Below are 15,608 nucleotides of genomic sequence, written 5' to 3' on the forward strand. Positions count from 1 at the left end.
CACGCTTCGGACTCAATGGCTCCTTGCGTGGCGCCGTTTCCCTTTTTCCATCGTTGCATTCACCGGCACTGGCTCGCATGAATGATCTTTTGCGCTCGTTCGGGCGTGCGCTCGCAAGCGCGCTCCACCCGCGCATGCTCTGGCTGACCTTCATGCCGTTCTTCGCGGCAACGGTCGGATGGGGCGTGATCCTGTGGTTTTTCTGGCAGACGCTGATCGGCGCGACCCGCGCCTGGCTTCAAAGCTGGTCGTTTACCGCCACGCTTTACCATCTGTTCGATTCGCTCGGCTTTTCCGGACTGCATGCGGCTATCGCGCCGTTTCTCGTGATCGCGATGACGATCCCGTTGATCGTCGTCACCGTGTTGCTGTTGATCGCCACGCTGTCGATGCCGGCCGTCATCCGCTTTCTCTCAACGCGTCAGTTCCCGGGGCTCGAAATGCGCCGCGGCGGAACATGGTACGGTAGCCTTGGCCAGGCGCTATGGACGACGCTGGTATGTCTCGTGCTGCTGGTCGTCACGCTTCCGCTGTGGCTCGTGCCGCCGTTCTTCGCACTGATTCCGCCGCTGCTGTGGGGCTGGCTGACGTATCGCGTGATGACTTACGACGCGCTCGCACTCCATGCCACGCGTGATGAGCGGCGCGCGTTGGTGCGGCGTTTCCGGCTGCCACTGCTGCTGATCGGCGTCGCGAGTGGTTTGCTGGGTTCGCTGCCGACGCTGCTGTGGGCGTCGTCGGTGTGGCTGGTCGTGCTGTTTCCGGTCATCACCGCGGTGACGATCTGGATCTACGCGTTCATTCTCGTGTTTTCGGCGCTCTGGTTCGGCTACTACTGCTTGCGGGCGCTGCAACGCATGCGCGCGGACGAGGCCGGCGGCGTGCGGCACGCGGCCCCAGTCCCTTATTGATCAACGAACGAGATAACAAAGAGGCGGCAATGGCATTTGGCGTCATCATCATTGGCGATGAAATTCTGTCGGGCAGGCGCGTCGACAAGCATCTGCCAAAAGTCATCGAACTGCTCGGCGCGCGCGGACTGTCGCTCGGCTGGGCGGAGTACATCGGCGACGATCCGCAACGCATCACGGCGACGCTGCGGCGCACGTTCGAGTCGGGCGATATTGTGTTTTCGACGGGCGGCATCGGCGCGACGCCAGATGACCACACGCGTCAATGCGCGGCGGCCGCGCTCGGCGTGCCGCTGCAACTGCATCCGGAGGCACAGAAGCTGATTCAGGAGCGCATTCGCGACATGTATCCCGCGAATGCGGCGACGCCGCTCGATCTGAATTCGCCTGAGAACCTGCATCGTCTCAATATGGGCACGTACCCGCAGGGCGCGTCGATCATTCCCAACGGCTACAACAAGATTCCGGGCTTTTCGATCCGCGAGCATTACTTTGTGCCGGGCTTTCCGGTCATGGCCTGGCCGATGATCGAGTGGGTGCTCGACACGCATTACGCGCATTTGCACCACGCAATGCCCCATGCGGAAAAGTCGTTGCTAGTGTTTGAGTTGCCGGAATCGCGCCTCACACCGCTGATGGAAAAAATCGAACATGATTTCCCAGGCGTGCGCGTGTTCAGCCTGCCGAGTGTCGGCGACGCCGAGCGCGGCGGTGTCTATGCGCGGCACCACATCGACCTTGGCGTGAAGGGTGAGCCTGAGGCGGTGGCGGCGGCGTTCGTCAAGCTGCGCGAGGGTGTGCACCTGTTGGGCGGCGATATCGTCGAACACGACGCCGCTACGGTGAAACCTCGCGCCTGATCCGCTCAATGACGGCGGGTTTGCTACCGAATCACGCGCCGATCCACGGCAAGCCGCGAAAACACCAGCCCGATACCGTCTTGCGGTGCCCCTGGCCGTCCTTGTCGCCTTCAAAGCCTTCCAGCAGGTCGTAGGCCTTCGAGAAGCCGGCCTGCGCGGCGGCAATCGCGGCAAGTTTGGAGCGTGCGGCGCTGCGGCATAGAAACAGCACCGGCGTATCGGGCGACGCAACGTCGCTCAACTGATGAAGGAATTCCTGATTCGGCACCGCGCCCGGATAACGCGTCCATTCGACGTGCGCGTATTGTCCGTCGCCGATCACCGGCCGGCCCACCCAGTCAAGTTCCGCGCGCGTGCGCACGTCGACGAGACGCGCGCGTGGGTCCAGCTGGAGCAATTCGAACGCTTCGGCCGGCGAGACCGCGCCCGCGTACGGCAACTGATTTTCAGTGCGGCGTTTTTCCGCCTGCGAGTACAACTGTTCTAGCGTGCTCATGAGCTGGTCTCCTTGACGAAATAACCATTTTAGCTCGCCGCCTCATGCTCGGACGCTCCTCGGAGGCGCAAAACGAAGGGGACGCTCCCGCTGCGGCGTGCATAAACTTGGTGCATATCTGGCGACTTGCACCAAATTGGACGACGATGGAAGTCCGATTTGTCTATATGCCCATAATTGGTGCTTGAGCGGCCTTGAGGATTTGGGGGCTGCATGCAGGTCGGTGCGTGGATTCCCTGCTAACGCGCGCGCCCGGGCATTTGCGCCTCGTTGGCGCATATATGGCACAGAAGCTGCTTTACTGGGGCCGATCAATCTGCCACGGCTGTTTTTCATATGCACTCTTTCATCATTGAGGGGTGGACGTGCCGGGGCGGGTCAGCTAGATTGGGCGGCGGCTGAATCCGCCGAATTCGTTAATCAGGAGATAGGTTATGAGTAAATCCGTGGCCGACGTCGTTCAACTCGTCAAAGACGAAGACGTCAAGTTTGTCGACTTTCGTTTCACCGACACGCGCGGCAAAGAGCAACACGTTTCGGTGCCGGTGTCGGCATTCGATGAAGACAAGTTCGAAAGCGGCCATGCGTTTGACGGTTCGTCGATTGCCGGTTGGAAGGGCATCGAAGCATCGGACATGTTGCTGGTCCCGGACGCGAACACGGCCTTCATCGACCCGTTCTACGAAGAATCCACTCTGGTGCTGACCTGCGACGTCGTCGAACCGGCGGACGGCAAGGGCTATGAGCGCGACCCGCGTTCGCTGGCAAAGCGCGCTGAAGCCTATCTGAAGAGCACGGGCCTCGGTGACACCGCATTCTTCGGTCCGGAACCGGAATTCTTCATTTTCGACTCGGTCCAGTGGAACACGGATCAGTCGGGCTGCTTCATCAAGATCGGTTCCGAAGAAGCACCGTGGTCGTCGTCGAAGGAATTCGAAGGCGGCAACACCGGCCACCGTCCGGGCACGAAGGGCGGCTATTTCCCGGTCGCTCCGGTCGACACGTTCCAGGACATCCGCTCGGAAATGTGTCTGCTGCTCGAACAGATCGGCATTCCGGTCGAAGTGCATCACCACGAAGTCGCGGGCCAGGGCCAGAACGAAATCGGCACCAAGTTCTCGACGCTGGTGCAACGCGCCGACTGGCTGCAGCAAATGAAGTACATCATCCACAACGTCGCGCACACATACGGCAAGACGGCAACGTTCATGCCGAAGCCGGTGGTCGGCGATAACGGTTCGGGCATGCACGTTCACCAGTCCATCTGGAAAGACGGCACGAACCTGTTCGCGGGCAACGGCTATGCAGGTCTGTCGGAATTCGCGCTGTTCTACATCGGCGGCATCATCAAGCATGCTCGCGCGCTGAACGCGATCACGAACCCGTCGACGAACTCGTACAAACGCCTCGTGCCGCACTTCGAAGCACCGGTCAAGCTGGCTTACTCGGCTCGCAACCGTTCGGCGTCGATCCGTATTCCGCACGTATCGAATCCTAAGGGCCGCCGTATCGAAACGCGCTTCCCGGATCCGATGGCGAATCCGTACCTGTGCTTCTCCGCGCTGATGATGGCGGGTCTGGACGGCGTGCAGAACAAGATTCACCCGGGCGAAGCCGCTGACAAGAACCTGTACGACCTGCCGCCGGAAGAGGATGCAAAGATCCCGACCGTGTGCGCCGGCCTGGACCAGGCTCTCGACGCGCTGGACGCGGACCGCGAGTTCCTGACGCGCGGCGGCGTGTTCACGGATTCGATGCTCGACGCGTACATCGAACTGAAGACGGGCGAACTGCAACGCTATCGTCAGTCGGTGCACCCGATCGAATTCGAAATGTACTACTCGCTGTAAGCGGCAATGGCGCTTCGCCCTTCAAACGGCGAAGCGTTTTGCCCGACGCTCGCGATCGGTCACGAAGGGACGGCGGCGCCGTCCCTTTTTCGTTAGCCCGCGCAAAGGTTCGCGGCACGCGCACAGAAACCAGGCGTCATGCATCAGGCAGTACCGCAGCAGTAGAGCAATACACATAGCAGTACCCCCGATTCATCACCATCTCCTATCGGCCAGACTGCAAGATGGTTCTAAAAAATCTGATCAAGGCGAGGAAAGGGCACGAGCAGACGCTGTCGGATGACGCGCAACTCGTCGCTTCCGGTCTGTTGCCAGGCTTCGAGGCATTGCCGACGGTCGTGCTGATACTCGAAAAGCGCACGCTGCGCGTCGCGTTTGCGAATCCGTCGGCGGAGTCGATGCTCGAACTCTCGCGCAAGCAACTGACGCAGATGGCGTGGCCGGAGATCTTCTCGAATGCGGACGAACTGGTCGCGACCATTACCGCGATCGCCGCGCACCGTTTTCACGCGACACATCTCGACGCCGTGCTCGAGCGGCCCGCTCACGAGCCGCTGCATGTGCATGCGATCGTCGGTTTTCTGGAAAGCGCGCAAGACTACGTGCTGCTCGAACTGTTCGAGAACGAGCGGCATTTGCGCACCGACCGCGAGGAGCGCATCAACGACCTCACGGCGGTCAACAAACAACTGATCCGCAATCTCGCGCACGAAATCAAGAATCCGCTCGGCGGCATTCGCGGCGCGGCGCAGTTGCTCGAGTTCGAACTGGGCGAGCGTCAGCGCGACGAATTGCGCGAGTACACGCAGGTCATCATCAAGGAATCGGACCGCCTCCAAACGCTGGTGGACCGGTTGCTCGAGCCGCATCGCCATCCGCATATTGTCGGCGACGTGAATATTCACGAAGTGTGCGAGCGCGTGCGCCAGGTGATTCTCGCGGAGTTTCCGCGCGGCCTCACGATCGAGCGCGATTACGACGTGAGCGTGCCGGATCTGCGCGGCGACAAGGAGCAGTTGATCCAGGCGCTCCTGAACATTGTGCGTAACGCGGCTGAAGCATTGCGCGAACGCATTTCGCAAGGCGACGCGCGCATCGAATTGCGCACGCGCATTGCACGCAAGATCACAGTGTCGAAACGTTTATGTAAGCTGGCACTGGACTTGCATATCATCGACAACGGCCCCGGCATTCCCGAGGAAATCCGTGACCGCATCTTCTATCCGCTCGTATCCGGGCGCGAGGATGGCAGCGGTCTCGGTCTGACGCTCGCCCAGACCTTCGTGCAACAACACGATGGTCTGATCGAAGTGGAAAGCCGGCCCGGCCACACCGAGTTTCAGATTCTGCTGCCGCTCGACTGCTAACACCGCATCTGCACACTGCAGGCATCTCAAGACTTCTGACAGACCTATATGAAGCCGATCTGGATAGTAGACGACGATCAATCGATTCGCTGGGTGCTCGAGAAAGCACTGGCTCGCGAAAACTTCGCGACCCGCAGCTTCGCCAATGTGCGCGAGGCGTCGGCGGCGCTCGATCACGACAGCCCGCAGGTGCTGGTGTCCGACATCAGGATGCCAGGAGGTTCCGGCCTCGAATTGCTGCAAACCGTGCGCGACAAGGTACCGGGCTTGCCCGTCATCATCATGACGGCGTTTTCCGATCTGGACAGCGCGGTTGCCGCATTCCAGGGCGGCGCGTTCGAATATCTCGCGAAGCCGTTCGACGTAGACAAGGCCGTCGAACTGATCCGTCGCGCGGTGGACGAAAGCATGCGCGGCGAGCAGACCTGGGACGACCGCATTGCCGATGCACCGGAAATGCTCGGCCAGGCGCCGGCCATGCAGGACATGTTTCGCGCGATCGGGCGTTTGTCCCATTCCGCGGCAACCGTGCTCATTACCGGCGAATCGGGCACCGGAAAGGAACTCGTCGCGCGCGCGTTGCACCGACATAGCCCACGCGCGAACGGTCCCTTCATTGCGCTGAACACCGCCGCGATCCCGAAGGATCTATTGGAATCCGAACTATTCGGCCACGAGCGCGGCGCGTTCACCGGCGCGCAGGCCATGCGCCAGGGCCGCTTCGAACAGGCCGAGAACGGCACGCTCTTTCTCGACGAAATCGGCGATATGCCGTTCGATTTGCAGACGCGTCTGTTGCGTGTGCTGTCGGACGGGCAGTTCTATCGTGTCGGCGGGCACAATCCGTTGCGCGCCAATGTGCGCGTGATCGCGGCGACGCACCAGAATCTCGAATCGCGCGTACGTCAAGGTTTGTTCCGCGAGGACTTGTATCACCGGCTCAACGTGATCCGCCTGCGCTTGCCGGCATTGCGCGAACGTAGCGAGGATATTCCGCTGCTCACGCGGCACTTTCTGCAAAAGAGCGCGCGCGATCTCGGCGTCGAATCCAAGCGCGTGTCGGAAGAAGCGCTCGCTTATCTCGCGTCGCTGCCGTTTCCGGGCAACGTGCGGCAGTTGGAGAATCTCGCCAACTGGCTCACGGTGATGGCGCCCGCGCAGACCATCGAGATCAAGGACTTGCCACCGGACCTCGGTCCCGCGCAAGCCGGCGCGACGGATCTCGCCGGCGGTGGCGGCATTGCTGTCGGCACGACGGACGCAAGCCTTGCGGGCACCGCGCCGCTCAACGGCGCGAATCTGGCGGCGCATCCGGCCGCGGCGGGCGGCGTGCCGGTTGCCGCGCCCGTCAGTGCATGGGAAGGCGGCTTGCGCACGGAAGTCGCGCGCCTGTTGCGCGAGAACTCTGCCGATGTCATGGACGAACTCGCGCGCCGTTTCGAAGCCGCGGTGATTCGCGAGGCGCTCGACTTCACACGCGGACGCAAGGTCGAAGCGGCGGAGCGTCTCGGCATCGGGCGCAATACGATTACTCGCAAGATTCAGGAACTCAATCTCGAGCCGTGACGCCCGCTGTTGGTCCCGGTTAGCCGCTCCTTGTCTCTGACTCGGCGCGCGCGGCAGGTCGGGGCGGCGCGCTAGCCGCCGCCCTGGTTAATCGCTCGTTATTGTTCGTCGCACGAGGCGTGCGCCGCCGCAAGGCATAATCAACGCTGTTCTCATTCGACAGCCGACGATGCCTTCTGCTTCTCCTACTACTCCCGCTTCTTTTTCCTGGCCGCTTTCCCCAGATCCTTTCCTGTCGCTCGAAGCGCTCGACGACCCTGACGCGCTCGCGTGGGTCGAAAAGCAGAACGCCCGCACGTGCGCCGCGTGGGGCAGCAGCGCGCAGTTCGAAACGCTCAGGCAACGGCTCGCTGATGCCTATTTGCCGCGCGAACGTCCGGTCATTCCCGATCGTTGGAAAGATTGGGCGTATGACCTATGGCAGGACGAGCGCAATCCCAAAGGCATCTGGCGGCGCACGACCTGGGCGGCGTGGCGCGGCGGCAAACCCGAGTGGCAGAACCTGCTCGACTTCGACGCGCTCGGCGCAGCCGAAGGAACGCCGTGGGTGTGCGGCGACCTCGACATTCTTTATCCAGATGGCGATCGCGCTTTGATTACGATGTCGCCGGGCGGATCGGATGCGGTGGTGGTGCGCGAGTTCGACATCGACGCGCTACGTTTTGTCGACGATGGCTTTGCGATTCCGAAGGCCGGCAAGCATACGGCGTCGTGGATAGACCGCAATACGCTTTACGTCGGTTGGGACAATGGGCGCAAGAGCCTGACGCGCTCCGGCTATCCGCGCGAGGTGCGGCGCTGGACGCGCGGCACTGCGCTCGCCGATGCGCCCGTGGTGTTCAAGGGCGCGTTCAGCGACATCGGCGTGGAAGGGCATTACGATCCCGTGGAGAAGCGGCACGCGGTGGTGAGCAGCGTCGATTTCTTCGATTCGCACACGTATTACCTCGACGGCGCAGATGGTGCAGATGGCTCCCATGCCGCTGCGGATGCCTGGCATCGTTACGACGTACCGGCGCATGTCGCGGTGGGCGGATGGCAGGGCTGGCTGTTGCTCGAACCGCGCCTCGACTGGCACTGCAACGGCGTCGTGTATCCGGGCGGCGCGTTGCTGGCGATTCGCGAAACGGCATTCCTGCGCGGCGAGCGCGACGTGACGCCGTTGTTCACGCCGACTTCACGAACCTCGGCATGCGAATGGACGCATACGCGCAACCAGCTCATCGTCTCGTATCTCGAAGACGTGCAGAACAAGACTGTGCTGTTCACGCCGTCGCAAGCCGCCGATCAGACGTGGCATTGGCAACAGCGCCTCTTTCCTTCGCACGGCGACGCGCAAGCCGAGGTCTCGCCGGTCGAGCCGACGCTGAACGACGAAGTGTTCGTCGATACCGATGACTATCTGCAACCGCCGGCTTACTGGTTAGCGGATCTTGCTCGCGACGATCTGCGCGAGTGGGAATTGCTCGATCGCTGGCCGACGCAGTTCGACGCGACGCGCTTTGCGGTGACGCGCGGGCATGCGGCTTCCGCGGACGGCACGCGTGTGCCGTACACGGTGATAGGTGCGCGCACCTCGCAAGACGCGGAGCGCGCGGGCCACGCCGATCATGCGGAACAGCCAGCAACCGGAAAACTCGCGCGGCCATGCCTGTTGACCGGCTACGGCGGCTTCGCGATTCCATTGCTGCCGAGCTATCTGACCGGGCAGGGCATCGGTTGGCTCGAGCGCGGCGGCGTGTACGTGGTCGCGCATATTCGCGGCGGTGGCGAGTTCGGCACGCGCTGGCATACGGCAGCGCAAGGCGAGGAGCGGCAGCGTGCGTTCGACGATTTCATCGCGGTGGCCGAAGCGCTCATCCAAAGCGGCGTGACGAGCGAGGCGCAACTCGGCATTCAAGGCGGCAGCAACGGCGGGCTGCTGGTGGCGGCGTGCATGGTGCAGCGCCCGGAGTTGTTCGGTGCAGTGGTGTGCGAAGTGCCGCTGCTCGATATGAGCCGCTTCCACTTGCTGCATGCAGGCGCGTCATGGATCGACGAATACGGCGATCCCGACGATCCCGACGACGCTCGCGTGCTCGCCGTTTATTCGCCGTATCACCGCGTGTCGGCGGGCGTAAAGTATCCGCCGGTACTTTTCACGACGTCGACTGCGGACGATCGCGTGCATCCCGGCCACGCTCGCAAGATGGCCGCGCGCATGCAGGCGCTCGGCGCGGACAGCGTGTGGTATCGCGAGAATACGGAAGGCGGCCACGGCGGCTCCGACGAACTGGAGCAGGCCGAGCACGATGCGATGGTGTTCGAGTTTCTGTGGGGTACGTTGAGCCCTTCGGATTGAGGCTTCGCAAGAGCGCCGGCCAGACCGCTTATTTGGTCTTGCCGGGTCTTGCCCGCACCTTCCAGGTCTGCTCGAGTCCCGTCAGGCGATCTGTGCGACGACCGGCGCGTGATCCGACGGCTGGTCCCATTTGCGCGGCGCCTTGTCCACTTCGCACGACGAGCATGCTTCAGCCAACGCCTTCGATAGAAGAATATGATCGATGCGCAGGCCCGCATTGCGGCGGAACGCCATCATCCGGTAATCCCACCACGAATAGATTTTTTCAGGCTGCTCGAATTGACGGAACGCGTCGACGAGACCAAGTTCGATCAGCCGCACGAACTCGGCGCGTTCTTCCGGCGACACCAGATTCTGGCCTTCCCACGCCTTCGGATCGTGCACGTCGCGCTCGTCCGGTGCGATGTTGTAGTCGCCCAGAAGCGCGAGCTTCGGATACAGCGCCATTTCGCTTTTGATCCAGTCGTGCAGCGCGGCAAGCCAGCGCAGTTTGTACGCGAATTTGTCGGTGCCCGGCGCCTGGCCATTCGGGAAGTACGCAGAGATAATGCGCACGCCGTCGATGGTCGCCGCGACCACGCGCTGCTGCAAGTCTTCAAAGCCCGGAATGTTTCGCACGACGCTGCTTTCGTCTACATTCAGCCCTTCACGCACGAGGATGCCGACGCCGTTGTAGGTTTTCTGCCCCGCGAACCAGCTCCGATACCCTTTCTCTTCGAGTTCGGCGCGCGGGAATTTCTCGTCGGGCAGCTTCAGTTCCTGAAGGCACAGTACGTCGGTACGGCTCGTTTCGAGCCAGTCGATCACGTGCTGCTGGCGGACTTTGAGGGAGTTGACGTTCCAGGTGGCGATTTTCACGGGAAATTTTCAGGCTGAATGGCGCAGGAGCCGTAGCTTACCAGCGCACGGCCGGCGAGACGATTTTCGCGCGGCTCGAACCACGGCGAGCGGGTCGAAAATAAAAAGCGGATGGGCGCCGCGCGCGGCGTATAGTGAGGTCACATTCACAGTTGGACTCACTCAGGCACCGGCGTGCAGCGGAGGGCATCATGGCTCGAGCTTATCCAGATCTTTATAAGGACTTCGAAGTGCATCCGCTGGTTTTCTCGCGGGCATTCGACAAGTTCGACGGTCACAAGCGTCACGCTGAAGGCTACGACGTCGCGGTGCGCGTCTGTCGTCCTGGTGCGATCAGCGGTTCGAAGGCGAGCCGCGTGTTTCGTCTCGTGCTGCCCGCCACGTTCTCCGATTTCGGCGTGGCCAAGCGCAGCGCGAGCCAGTACGGCGCGGACATTATCGACGGCAAGATCGAGGGCGCAACGGTTCAGGATCTTTGAGCCGCGACGCTTGGGTTTGAGAGTGCGCTCGGGCTTTGCTGGAAATATTCATGTGATTGTTGGGAGATCGTTTGACGTCTTGCGAACATCTCTATACAATCCGTTTTCTCTGACGCGGGGTGGAGCAGTCTGGCAGCTCGTCGGGCTCATAACCCGAAGGTCGTAGGTTCAAATCCTACCCCCGCAACCAAGCATTGTTGAAAGCCCGCTGGCGCAAGCCACGCGGGCTTTTTAACTTGCGGCGCCGGATTCATGCAGTGCGATCAGCCGCGTGCATCCACGTTCACTTAGCTTCAATCGACCACTCAACAGCCGCTTGCGCGTGCAACGCTGTCGTGTCAAACACGGGTAGCACAGAATCTTCCGGCTTGATCAGCAATGTGATTTCGGTGCAGCCGAGAATCACCGCTTGCGCCCCGCGCGCGGCAAGCGTTCCGATCACGCGTTGATACACTGCGCGCGATTCACTGTTCACATTGCCGTGACACAGCTCGTCGTAAATGATGCGATGCACGTCCGCGCGTTCGGCTTCATCGGGGACCAGTGTTTCCAGATCGTAGCGCTCGTGCAGGCGGCCCGTGTAAAACGTCTGCTCCATCGTATAGCGTGTGCCTAGCAAGCCGACCCGCTCGACGCCCGCGGCGCGCAGCGCGCTACCGGTGGGATCGGCGATATGCAGGAACGGCACGCCGATCGCCTGCTCGATCGACTCATAGACGCGATGCATCGTGTTGGTCGCGAGCATCACGAGGTCCGCGCCGCCACGTTCGAGTTGACGCGCGGCATCGGCCATCTGTTCGCCGAGCGCGCGCCAGTCGCCCGCGCGTTGACTCGCTTCGATCTGCGCGAAGTCGACGGTCAGCATCAGGCTGCGCGCGTTGTGATGCCCGCCAAGGCGCGCCTTCGCGTGACGGTTGAGCAACCTGTAATACTCGGCGGACGATTCCCAACTCATTCCGCCGATCACACCTATCGTTTTCATCCGCACGCTCCCGAATGAATGAGCCGGAAAAACAAGGCCGAAACGAAATGGAGTATAGGCGGGAGGCAGTGCGCGCAGCCGGTACGGATTGCGCGGTGCGCGCCGGTACGGCATCTTGATGAAGCGCGGGATAAATCCGCACGCGCTTTCTAACGCCGATAGAATCGTCATCAATCAGCAAGCGGACCAAGGAGCGACATATGGATCTGATCATCCGCCGCGCGATGCTGCCGCGAGGCGCCGCGCCGCAGCACAAACATGCGGTCGATATAGGCATCGAAGCGGGGCGCATCGTTGCCGTGGAAGCGAATCTGGCCGCCGTCGCACGCGAGGAGATCGACGCGAGGGGTTCACTCGTCACTCCGCCGTTCGTCGATCCGCATTTCCATATGGACGCGACGCTGTCGTACGGATTGCCGCGCGTGAATGCGTCAGGCACGCTGCTAGAAGGCATTGCGCTATGGGGCGAACTCAAGCCGCAGCTCACGCAGGAGGCGCTGATCGAACGCGCAATGCAGTACTGCGACTGGGCGGTCGCGCGCGGGCTGCTTGCCATCCGCAGTCACGTCGATGTTTGCGATCCGCGCCTGCTTGCCGTCGAGGCGCTCGTCGAAGTCAAGCGCCGCGTTGCGCCGTATCTCGACTTGCAGCTGGTGGCTTTTCCGCAAGATGGCGTGCTGCGCAGCCCCGGTGCTTTCGACAACCTCAAGCGGTCAATTGCGATGGGCGTCGACGTGGTCGGCGGCATTCCGCATTTCGAGCGCACCATGGCCGACGGCGCGCAGTCCGTGCGCATGTTGTGCGAGTTCGCGGCGGAGCAGGGCTTGCGCGTCGATATGCATTGCGATGAATCGGACGATCCGATGTCGCGTCACATCGAAACGCTCGCGGCGGAAACGCAGCGCCTCGGCTTGCATGGGCGCGTGACCGGTTCGCATCTGACCTCGATGCATTCGATGGACAACTACTACGTGAGCAAGCTGCTGCCGCTGATGCGCGAATCCGGCGTCGCGGCCATCGCCAATCCGCTGATCAACATCACGTTGCAGGGACGCAGCGACACCTATCCGAAGCGGCGCGGCATGACGCGCGTGCCGGAGATGATGGCCGCGGGCATCAACGTCGCCTTCGGCCACGATTGCGTGATGGACCCGTGGTACAGCCTCGGCTCCGGCGACATGCTCGAAGTCGCGCACATGGGCTTGCACGTCGCGCAGATGACGGGCGTCGAAGGCATGCATGCGTGCTTCGACGCTGTCACGGCGAATGGCGCGCGCATTCTCGGTCTGGAAGGCTACGGTGTTGCACCCGGCTGCGCGGCCAATCTGGTGCTGCTCGACGCGCGCGATACCGTCGAAGCGATCCGCTTGCGCGCGGCGCGCCTGGCGGTGATAAGCCGCGGCAAAGTGGTGAGCCGCGCGCCCGCTGCGCGCGCGGCGTTGTCTCTGGAAGGGCGTCCTTCAACAGTGGATTTCAAGCTGCATCGCGATTGACCGCTGCGCGTGTGGCGCAAACAAAAGCCGGTGTCCACTTACGCGGAACACCGGCTTCTTTACGTCGGCGCTGGTTGAAGCGCAGATTGACGCGCCGAGCGCTCACTCAGCGCATCAATGCAGCGTTTCAATGTGCCGCGGCAGGCGTCATCCCGTTGTGCCGCAGCAAGGCGTCGATGTTCGGCTCGCGTCCGCGGAACGCCTTGAACGATTCCATCGCCGGGCGGCTGCCGCCCACTTCCAGAATCTCCTTGCGATAACGCATGCCCGTTGCCTGATCGAGCACGCTGCCGCTCGCGGCCTGCGCCGCTTCTTCGAACGCGGCGTAAGCGTCGGCGGACAGCACTTCGGCCCACTTGTAGCTGTAGTAACCCGCGGCATAACCGCCCGCGAAAATATGGCTGAACGTATTCGGCCAACGCGAGAACGGCGCTTGCGGAACCACGTGGAAGCGCTCGTTGATCTCGCTCGCAAGTTCGGTGGCGTTCTTTGCGCCGGCCGCGTCGAAGCCCGTATGCAACTGCATGTCGAACATCGAGAATACGATCTGACGCAGCGTGCCGAGACCGCTCTGGAAATTCTTCGCGGCGAGCATCTTGTCGAACAGTTCACGGGGCAGCGGCTGCGCAGTTTCGACATGCGAGGTCATGTCGGAGAGCACGTCCCACTCCCAGCAGAAGTTCTCCATGAATTGCGACGGCAGTTCGACCGCGTCCCACTCCACGCCGTTGATGCCGGACACGCCGAGTTCATCCACGCGCGTCAGCATGTGATGCAGACCATGACCGAACTCGTGGAATAGCGTGATGACTTCGTCGTGCGTGAAGCAGGCTGGCTTGCCACCGACCGGCGCGGAGAAGTTGCAGGTCAGATACGCGACCGGCGTCTGCACGCTGCCGTGCGTGTGCTTGTGACGGCCGCGTGCGTCGTCCATCCACGCGCCGCCGCGTTTGCCTTCGCGCGCGTAGAGGTCGAGATAGAACTGCGCGACGAGGCCGCCGTCCTGGTTCTCGACGCGGAAAAAACGCACGTCCGGATGCCAGACGGCCGCCTGATCGCGACGGATGCGCACGCCGAACAGCGTCTCCGTGACCTTGAAAAGGCCCTTGAATACAGCGTCTTCAGGAAAGTACTGTTTCACTTCGTTTTCAGAAAACGAATAGCGTTTCTGACGCAGACGTTCGGCGGCGAACGTCATGTCCCATGGTTGCAGGTCGATCAAGCCGAGCTCGTTCGCGGCGAACTCGCGCAGTTCCTTCCAGTCCTGCTCCGCATGCGGACGCGCGCGCGTGGCGAGGTCTTCGAGGAAGGCCATGACCTGTTCCGGCGACTCGGCCATCTTCGGCGCGAGCGACACTTCGGCGAAGTTGTTGTAGCCGAGCATCCGCGCTTCTTCCGCGCGCAATTTCAACTGGTCGGCGAGCACCGACGTGTTGTCCCACTCGGGCTTGCCGTTGCCGTATTGCGGACCGAGTTCCGACGCACGCGTGACGTACGCGCGGTACATCGCTTCCCGCATCGGACGGTTCTCCGAGTACTGCATGACCGGGAAATACGACGGAAAGTGCAGCGTGAACTTGTACCCGGTCTTGCCCTCGCGCTCGGCCGCTTCCTTCGCGGCTTCAATCACGTCCTCGGGCAAGCCGGCCAGTTCCGCCTCATTGCCGGCTTCGACGACATACGCGTAGGCATTGGTCGCGTCGAGCACATGATCCGAAAACGCTTTCGACAACGCCGCCTGACGTTCCTGCAATTCGGCGAAACGCGGCTTCTGGTCTTCCGGCAATTCCGCGCCGGACAAGCGGAAGTCGCGCAGCGCGTTGCCGAGAATCTTCTTGCGCTCGCCGGTCAGCGAGGCGAACTCGGCGCTTGCGTTCAGCGCCTTGTACTTTTCGTAGAGCGCGAGATTTTGCCCGACGCTCGACCAGAACTCGGTGACGCGCGGCAGGTTTTCGCCATACACGGCGCGCAGCTCTGGCGTATCGGCCACGGCATTCAGATGGCCGACCACGCTCCAGGCACGCGACAGCGGTTCCGTGGCGCGCTCGACCGGCTCGACGACATCGGCCCACGAGGCCGGCGTGATCGGCAGAGCGGCGCGCTCGACTGCAGCGGTTGCATCGGCGAGCAGAACGTCGAGTGCGGGCGTGACATGTTCGGGGCGGATTTCGCCAAAGCGCGGCAGGTCGGAGAAATCGAGGAGCGGATTGTCGTGATTCGAGACGGTAGTGGACATTGAGGCTTCCTGTCTGACGCGGGTGAACGGGTAATCGGTGCTTGATGGGTGCTGCTTAATGCGTGCTTCGACGGTGCGGCTTAGATGGGGCTTAATCGGTCCTTGATCGGTCCTTGATCGGTCCTTCGATGGGCGAGCGCGATGGCGCCCGCGCCCTGTCACACACCCA

General features: G+C 62.2%; 12 protein-coding genes and 1 tRNA gene. 9 read left to right on the forward strand and 4 right to left on the reverse strand.

Features of this window, described 5'->3' with window-relative positions; translation table 11 throughout:
- The first annotated feature begins 77 nt into the window (after positions 1–77).
- Positions 78–911: an EI24 domain-containing protein gene (locus C0Z16_RS02930; RefSeq protein WP_102630736.1), complete on the forward strand. Its 834-nt coding sequence runs from the start codon at positions 78–80 to the stop codon at positions 909–911.
- A 29-nt stretch (positions 912–940) separates the two neighbouring features.
- Entirely contained in the window at positions 941–1,771 is an 831-nt protein-coding gene (locus tag C0Z16_RS02935; RefSeq protein ID WP_102630737.1) for a competence/damage-inducible protein A, read from the forward strand.
- A gap of 31 nt (positions 1,772–1,802) precedes the next feature.
- Here the strand turns inward: C0Z16_RS02935 and C0Z16_RS02940 are convergent, their stop codons facing one another.
- The gene (locus C0Z16_RS02940) at positions 1,803–2,267 is read right to left on the reverse strand and encodes a rhodanese-like domain-containing protein (protein ID WP_102630738.1); all 465 of its coding nucleotides are present in this window, start codon (positions 2,265–2,267) and stop codon (positions 1,803–1,805) included.
- A 434-nt stretch (positions 2,268–2,701) separates the two neighbouring features.
- Between C0Z16_RS02940 and glnA the strand changes: the two genes are divergently transcribed.
- From glnA to C0Z16_RS02960, 4 genes are all read left to right on the forward strand, one after another.
- Complete coding sequence (glnA, locus tag C0Z16_RS02945; protein ID WP_102630739.1) at positions 2,702–4,117, forward strand: type I glutamate--ammonia ligase; 1,416 nt, start codon at positions 2,702–2,704, stop codon at positions 4,115–4,117.
- Positions 4,118–4,341: 224 nt separating this feature from the next.
- Entirely contained in the window at positions 4,342–5,484 is a 1,143-nt protein-coding gene (gene glnL, locus C0Z16_RS02950) for a nitrogen regulation protein NR(II) (protein WP_102630740.1), read from the forward strand.
- A 48-nt stretch (positions 5,485–5,532) separates the two neighbouring features.
- Entirely contained in the window at positions 5,533–7,050 is a 1,518-nt protein-coding gene (ntrC, locus tag C0Z16_RS02955; protein WP_102630741.1) for a nitrogen regulation protein NR(I), read from the forward strand.
- A gap of 169 nt (positions 7,051–7,219) precedes the next feature.
- Entirely contained in the window at positions 7,220–9,391 is a 2,172-nt protein-coding gene (locus C0Z16_RS02960) for a prolyl oligopeptidase family serine peptidase (RefSeq protein WP_102630742.1), read from the forward strand.
- Between the two features lie 81 nt (positions 9,392–9,472).
- On the opposite strand, the gene xth is transcribed toward C0Z16_RS02960, so the two are convergent.
- Positions 9,473–10,249 (reverse strand): exodeoxyribonuclease III, encoded by a 777-nt coding sequence (gene xth / locus C0Z16_RS02965; protein ID WP_102630743.1) that lies wholly within the window; start codon positions 10,247–10,249, stop codon positions 9,473–9,475.
- 191 nt (positions 10,250–10,440) lie between these two features.
- Here xth and C0Z16_RS02970 point away from each other — a divergent pair, with 191 nt between their 5' ends.
- Positions 10,441–10,728 carry a hypothetical protein gene (locus C0Z16_RS02970; protein WP_102630744.1) on the forward strand — a complete coding sequence of 96 codons (288 nt, stop codon included), beginning with the start codon at positions 10,441–10,443 and terminating at the stop codon, positions 10,726–10,728.
- A gap of 113 nt (positions 10,729–10,841) precedes the next feature.
- Positions 10,842–10,918 (forward strand) — tRNA-Met (locus C0Z16_RS02975).
- 93 nt (positions 10,919–11,011) lie between these two features.
- Here the strand turns inward: C0Z16_RS02975 and C0Z16_RS02980 are convergent.
- Positions 11,012–11,710, reverse strand: coding sequence for an aspartate/glutamate racemase family protein (locus C0Z16_RS02980; RefSeq protein ID WP_102630987.1), 699 nt, complete (start codon positions 11,708–11,710; stop codon positions 11,012–11,014).
- Between the two features lie 200 nt (positions 11,711–11,910).
- Here C0Z16_RS02980 and C0Z16_RS02985 point away from each other — a divergent pair, with 200 nt between their 5' ends.
- Positions 11,911–13,203, forward strand: a complete 1,293-nt coding sequence (locus tag C0Z16_RS02985) for an amidohydrolase family protein (RefSeq protein ID WP_102630745.1) — start codon at positions 11,911–11,913, stop codon at positions 13,201–13,203.
- Positions 13,204–13,330: 127 nt separating this feature from the next.
- Here the strand turns inward: C0Z16_RS02985 and C0Z16_RS02990 are convergent, their stop codons facing one another.
- Positions 13,331–15,439 (reverse strand): M3 family metallopeptidase, encoded by a 2,109-nt coding sequence (locus C0Z16_RS02990; protein ID WP_102630746.1) that lies wholly within the window; start codon positions 15,437–15,439, stop codon positions 13,331–13,333.
- Positions 15,440–15,608 lie beyond the last annotated feature (169 nt).

Origin of the sequence: Paraburkholderia rhynchosiae (assembly GCF_002879865.1) — a bacterium.
Lineage (GTDB): Bacteria > Pseudomonadota > Gammaproteobacteria > Burkholderiales > Burkholderiaceae > Paraburkholderia > Paraburkholderia rhynchosiae.

Bases quoted from the DNA above. Each gene is read 5' to 3' on its own strand.
- glnL (WP_102630740.1), top strand. From the start codon at position 4,342: ATGGTTCTAAAAAATCTGATCAAGGCGAGGAAAGGGCACGAGCAGACG.
- C0Z16_RS02990 (WP_102630746.1), bottom strand. From the start codon at position 15,439: ATGTCCACTACCGTCTCGAATCACGACAATCCGCTCCTCGATTTCTCC.
- C0Z16_RS02935 (WP_102630737.1), top strand. From the start codon at position 941: ATGGCATTTGGCGTCATCATCATTGGCGATGAAATTCTGTCGGGCAGG.
- ntrC (WP_102630741.1), top strand. From the start codon at position 5,533: ATGAAGCCGATCTGGATAGTAGACGACGATCAATCGATTCGCTGGGTG.
- glnA (WP_102630739.1), top strand. From the start codon at position 2,702: ATGAGTAAATCCGTGGCCGACGTCGTTCAACTCGTCAAAGACGAAGAC.
- C0Z16_RS02985 (WP_102630745.1), top strand. From the start codon at position 11,911: ATGGATCTGATCATCCGCCGCGCGATGCTGCCGCGAGGCGCCGCGCCG.
- C0Z16_RS02980 (WP_102630987.1), bottom strand. From the start codon at position 11,710: ATGAAAACGATAGGTGTGATCGGCGGAATGAGTTGGGAATCGTCCGCC.
- C0Z16_RS02960 (WP_102630742.1), top strand. From the start codon at position 7,220: ATGCCTTCTGCTTCTCCTACTACTCCCGCTTCTTTTTCCTGGCCGCTT.
- C0Z16_RS02940 (WP_102630738.1), bottom strand. From the start codon at position 2,267: ATGAGCACGCTAGAACAGTTGTACTCGCAGGCGGAAAAACGCCGCACT.
- C0Z16_RS02930 (WP_102630736.1), top strand. From the start codon at position 78: ATGAATGATCTTTTGCGCTCGTTCGGGCGTGCGCTCGCAAGCGCGCTC.
- C0Z16_RS02970 (WP_102630744.1), top strand. From the start codon at position 10,441: ATGGCTCGAGCTTATCCAGATCTTTATAAGGACTTCGAAGTGCATCCG.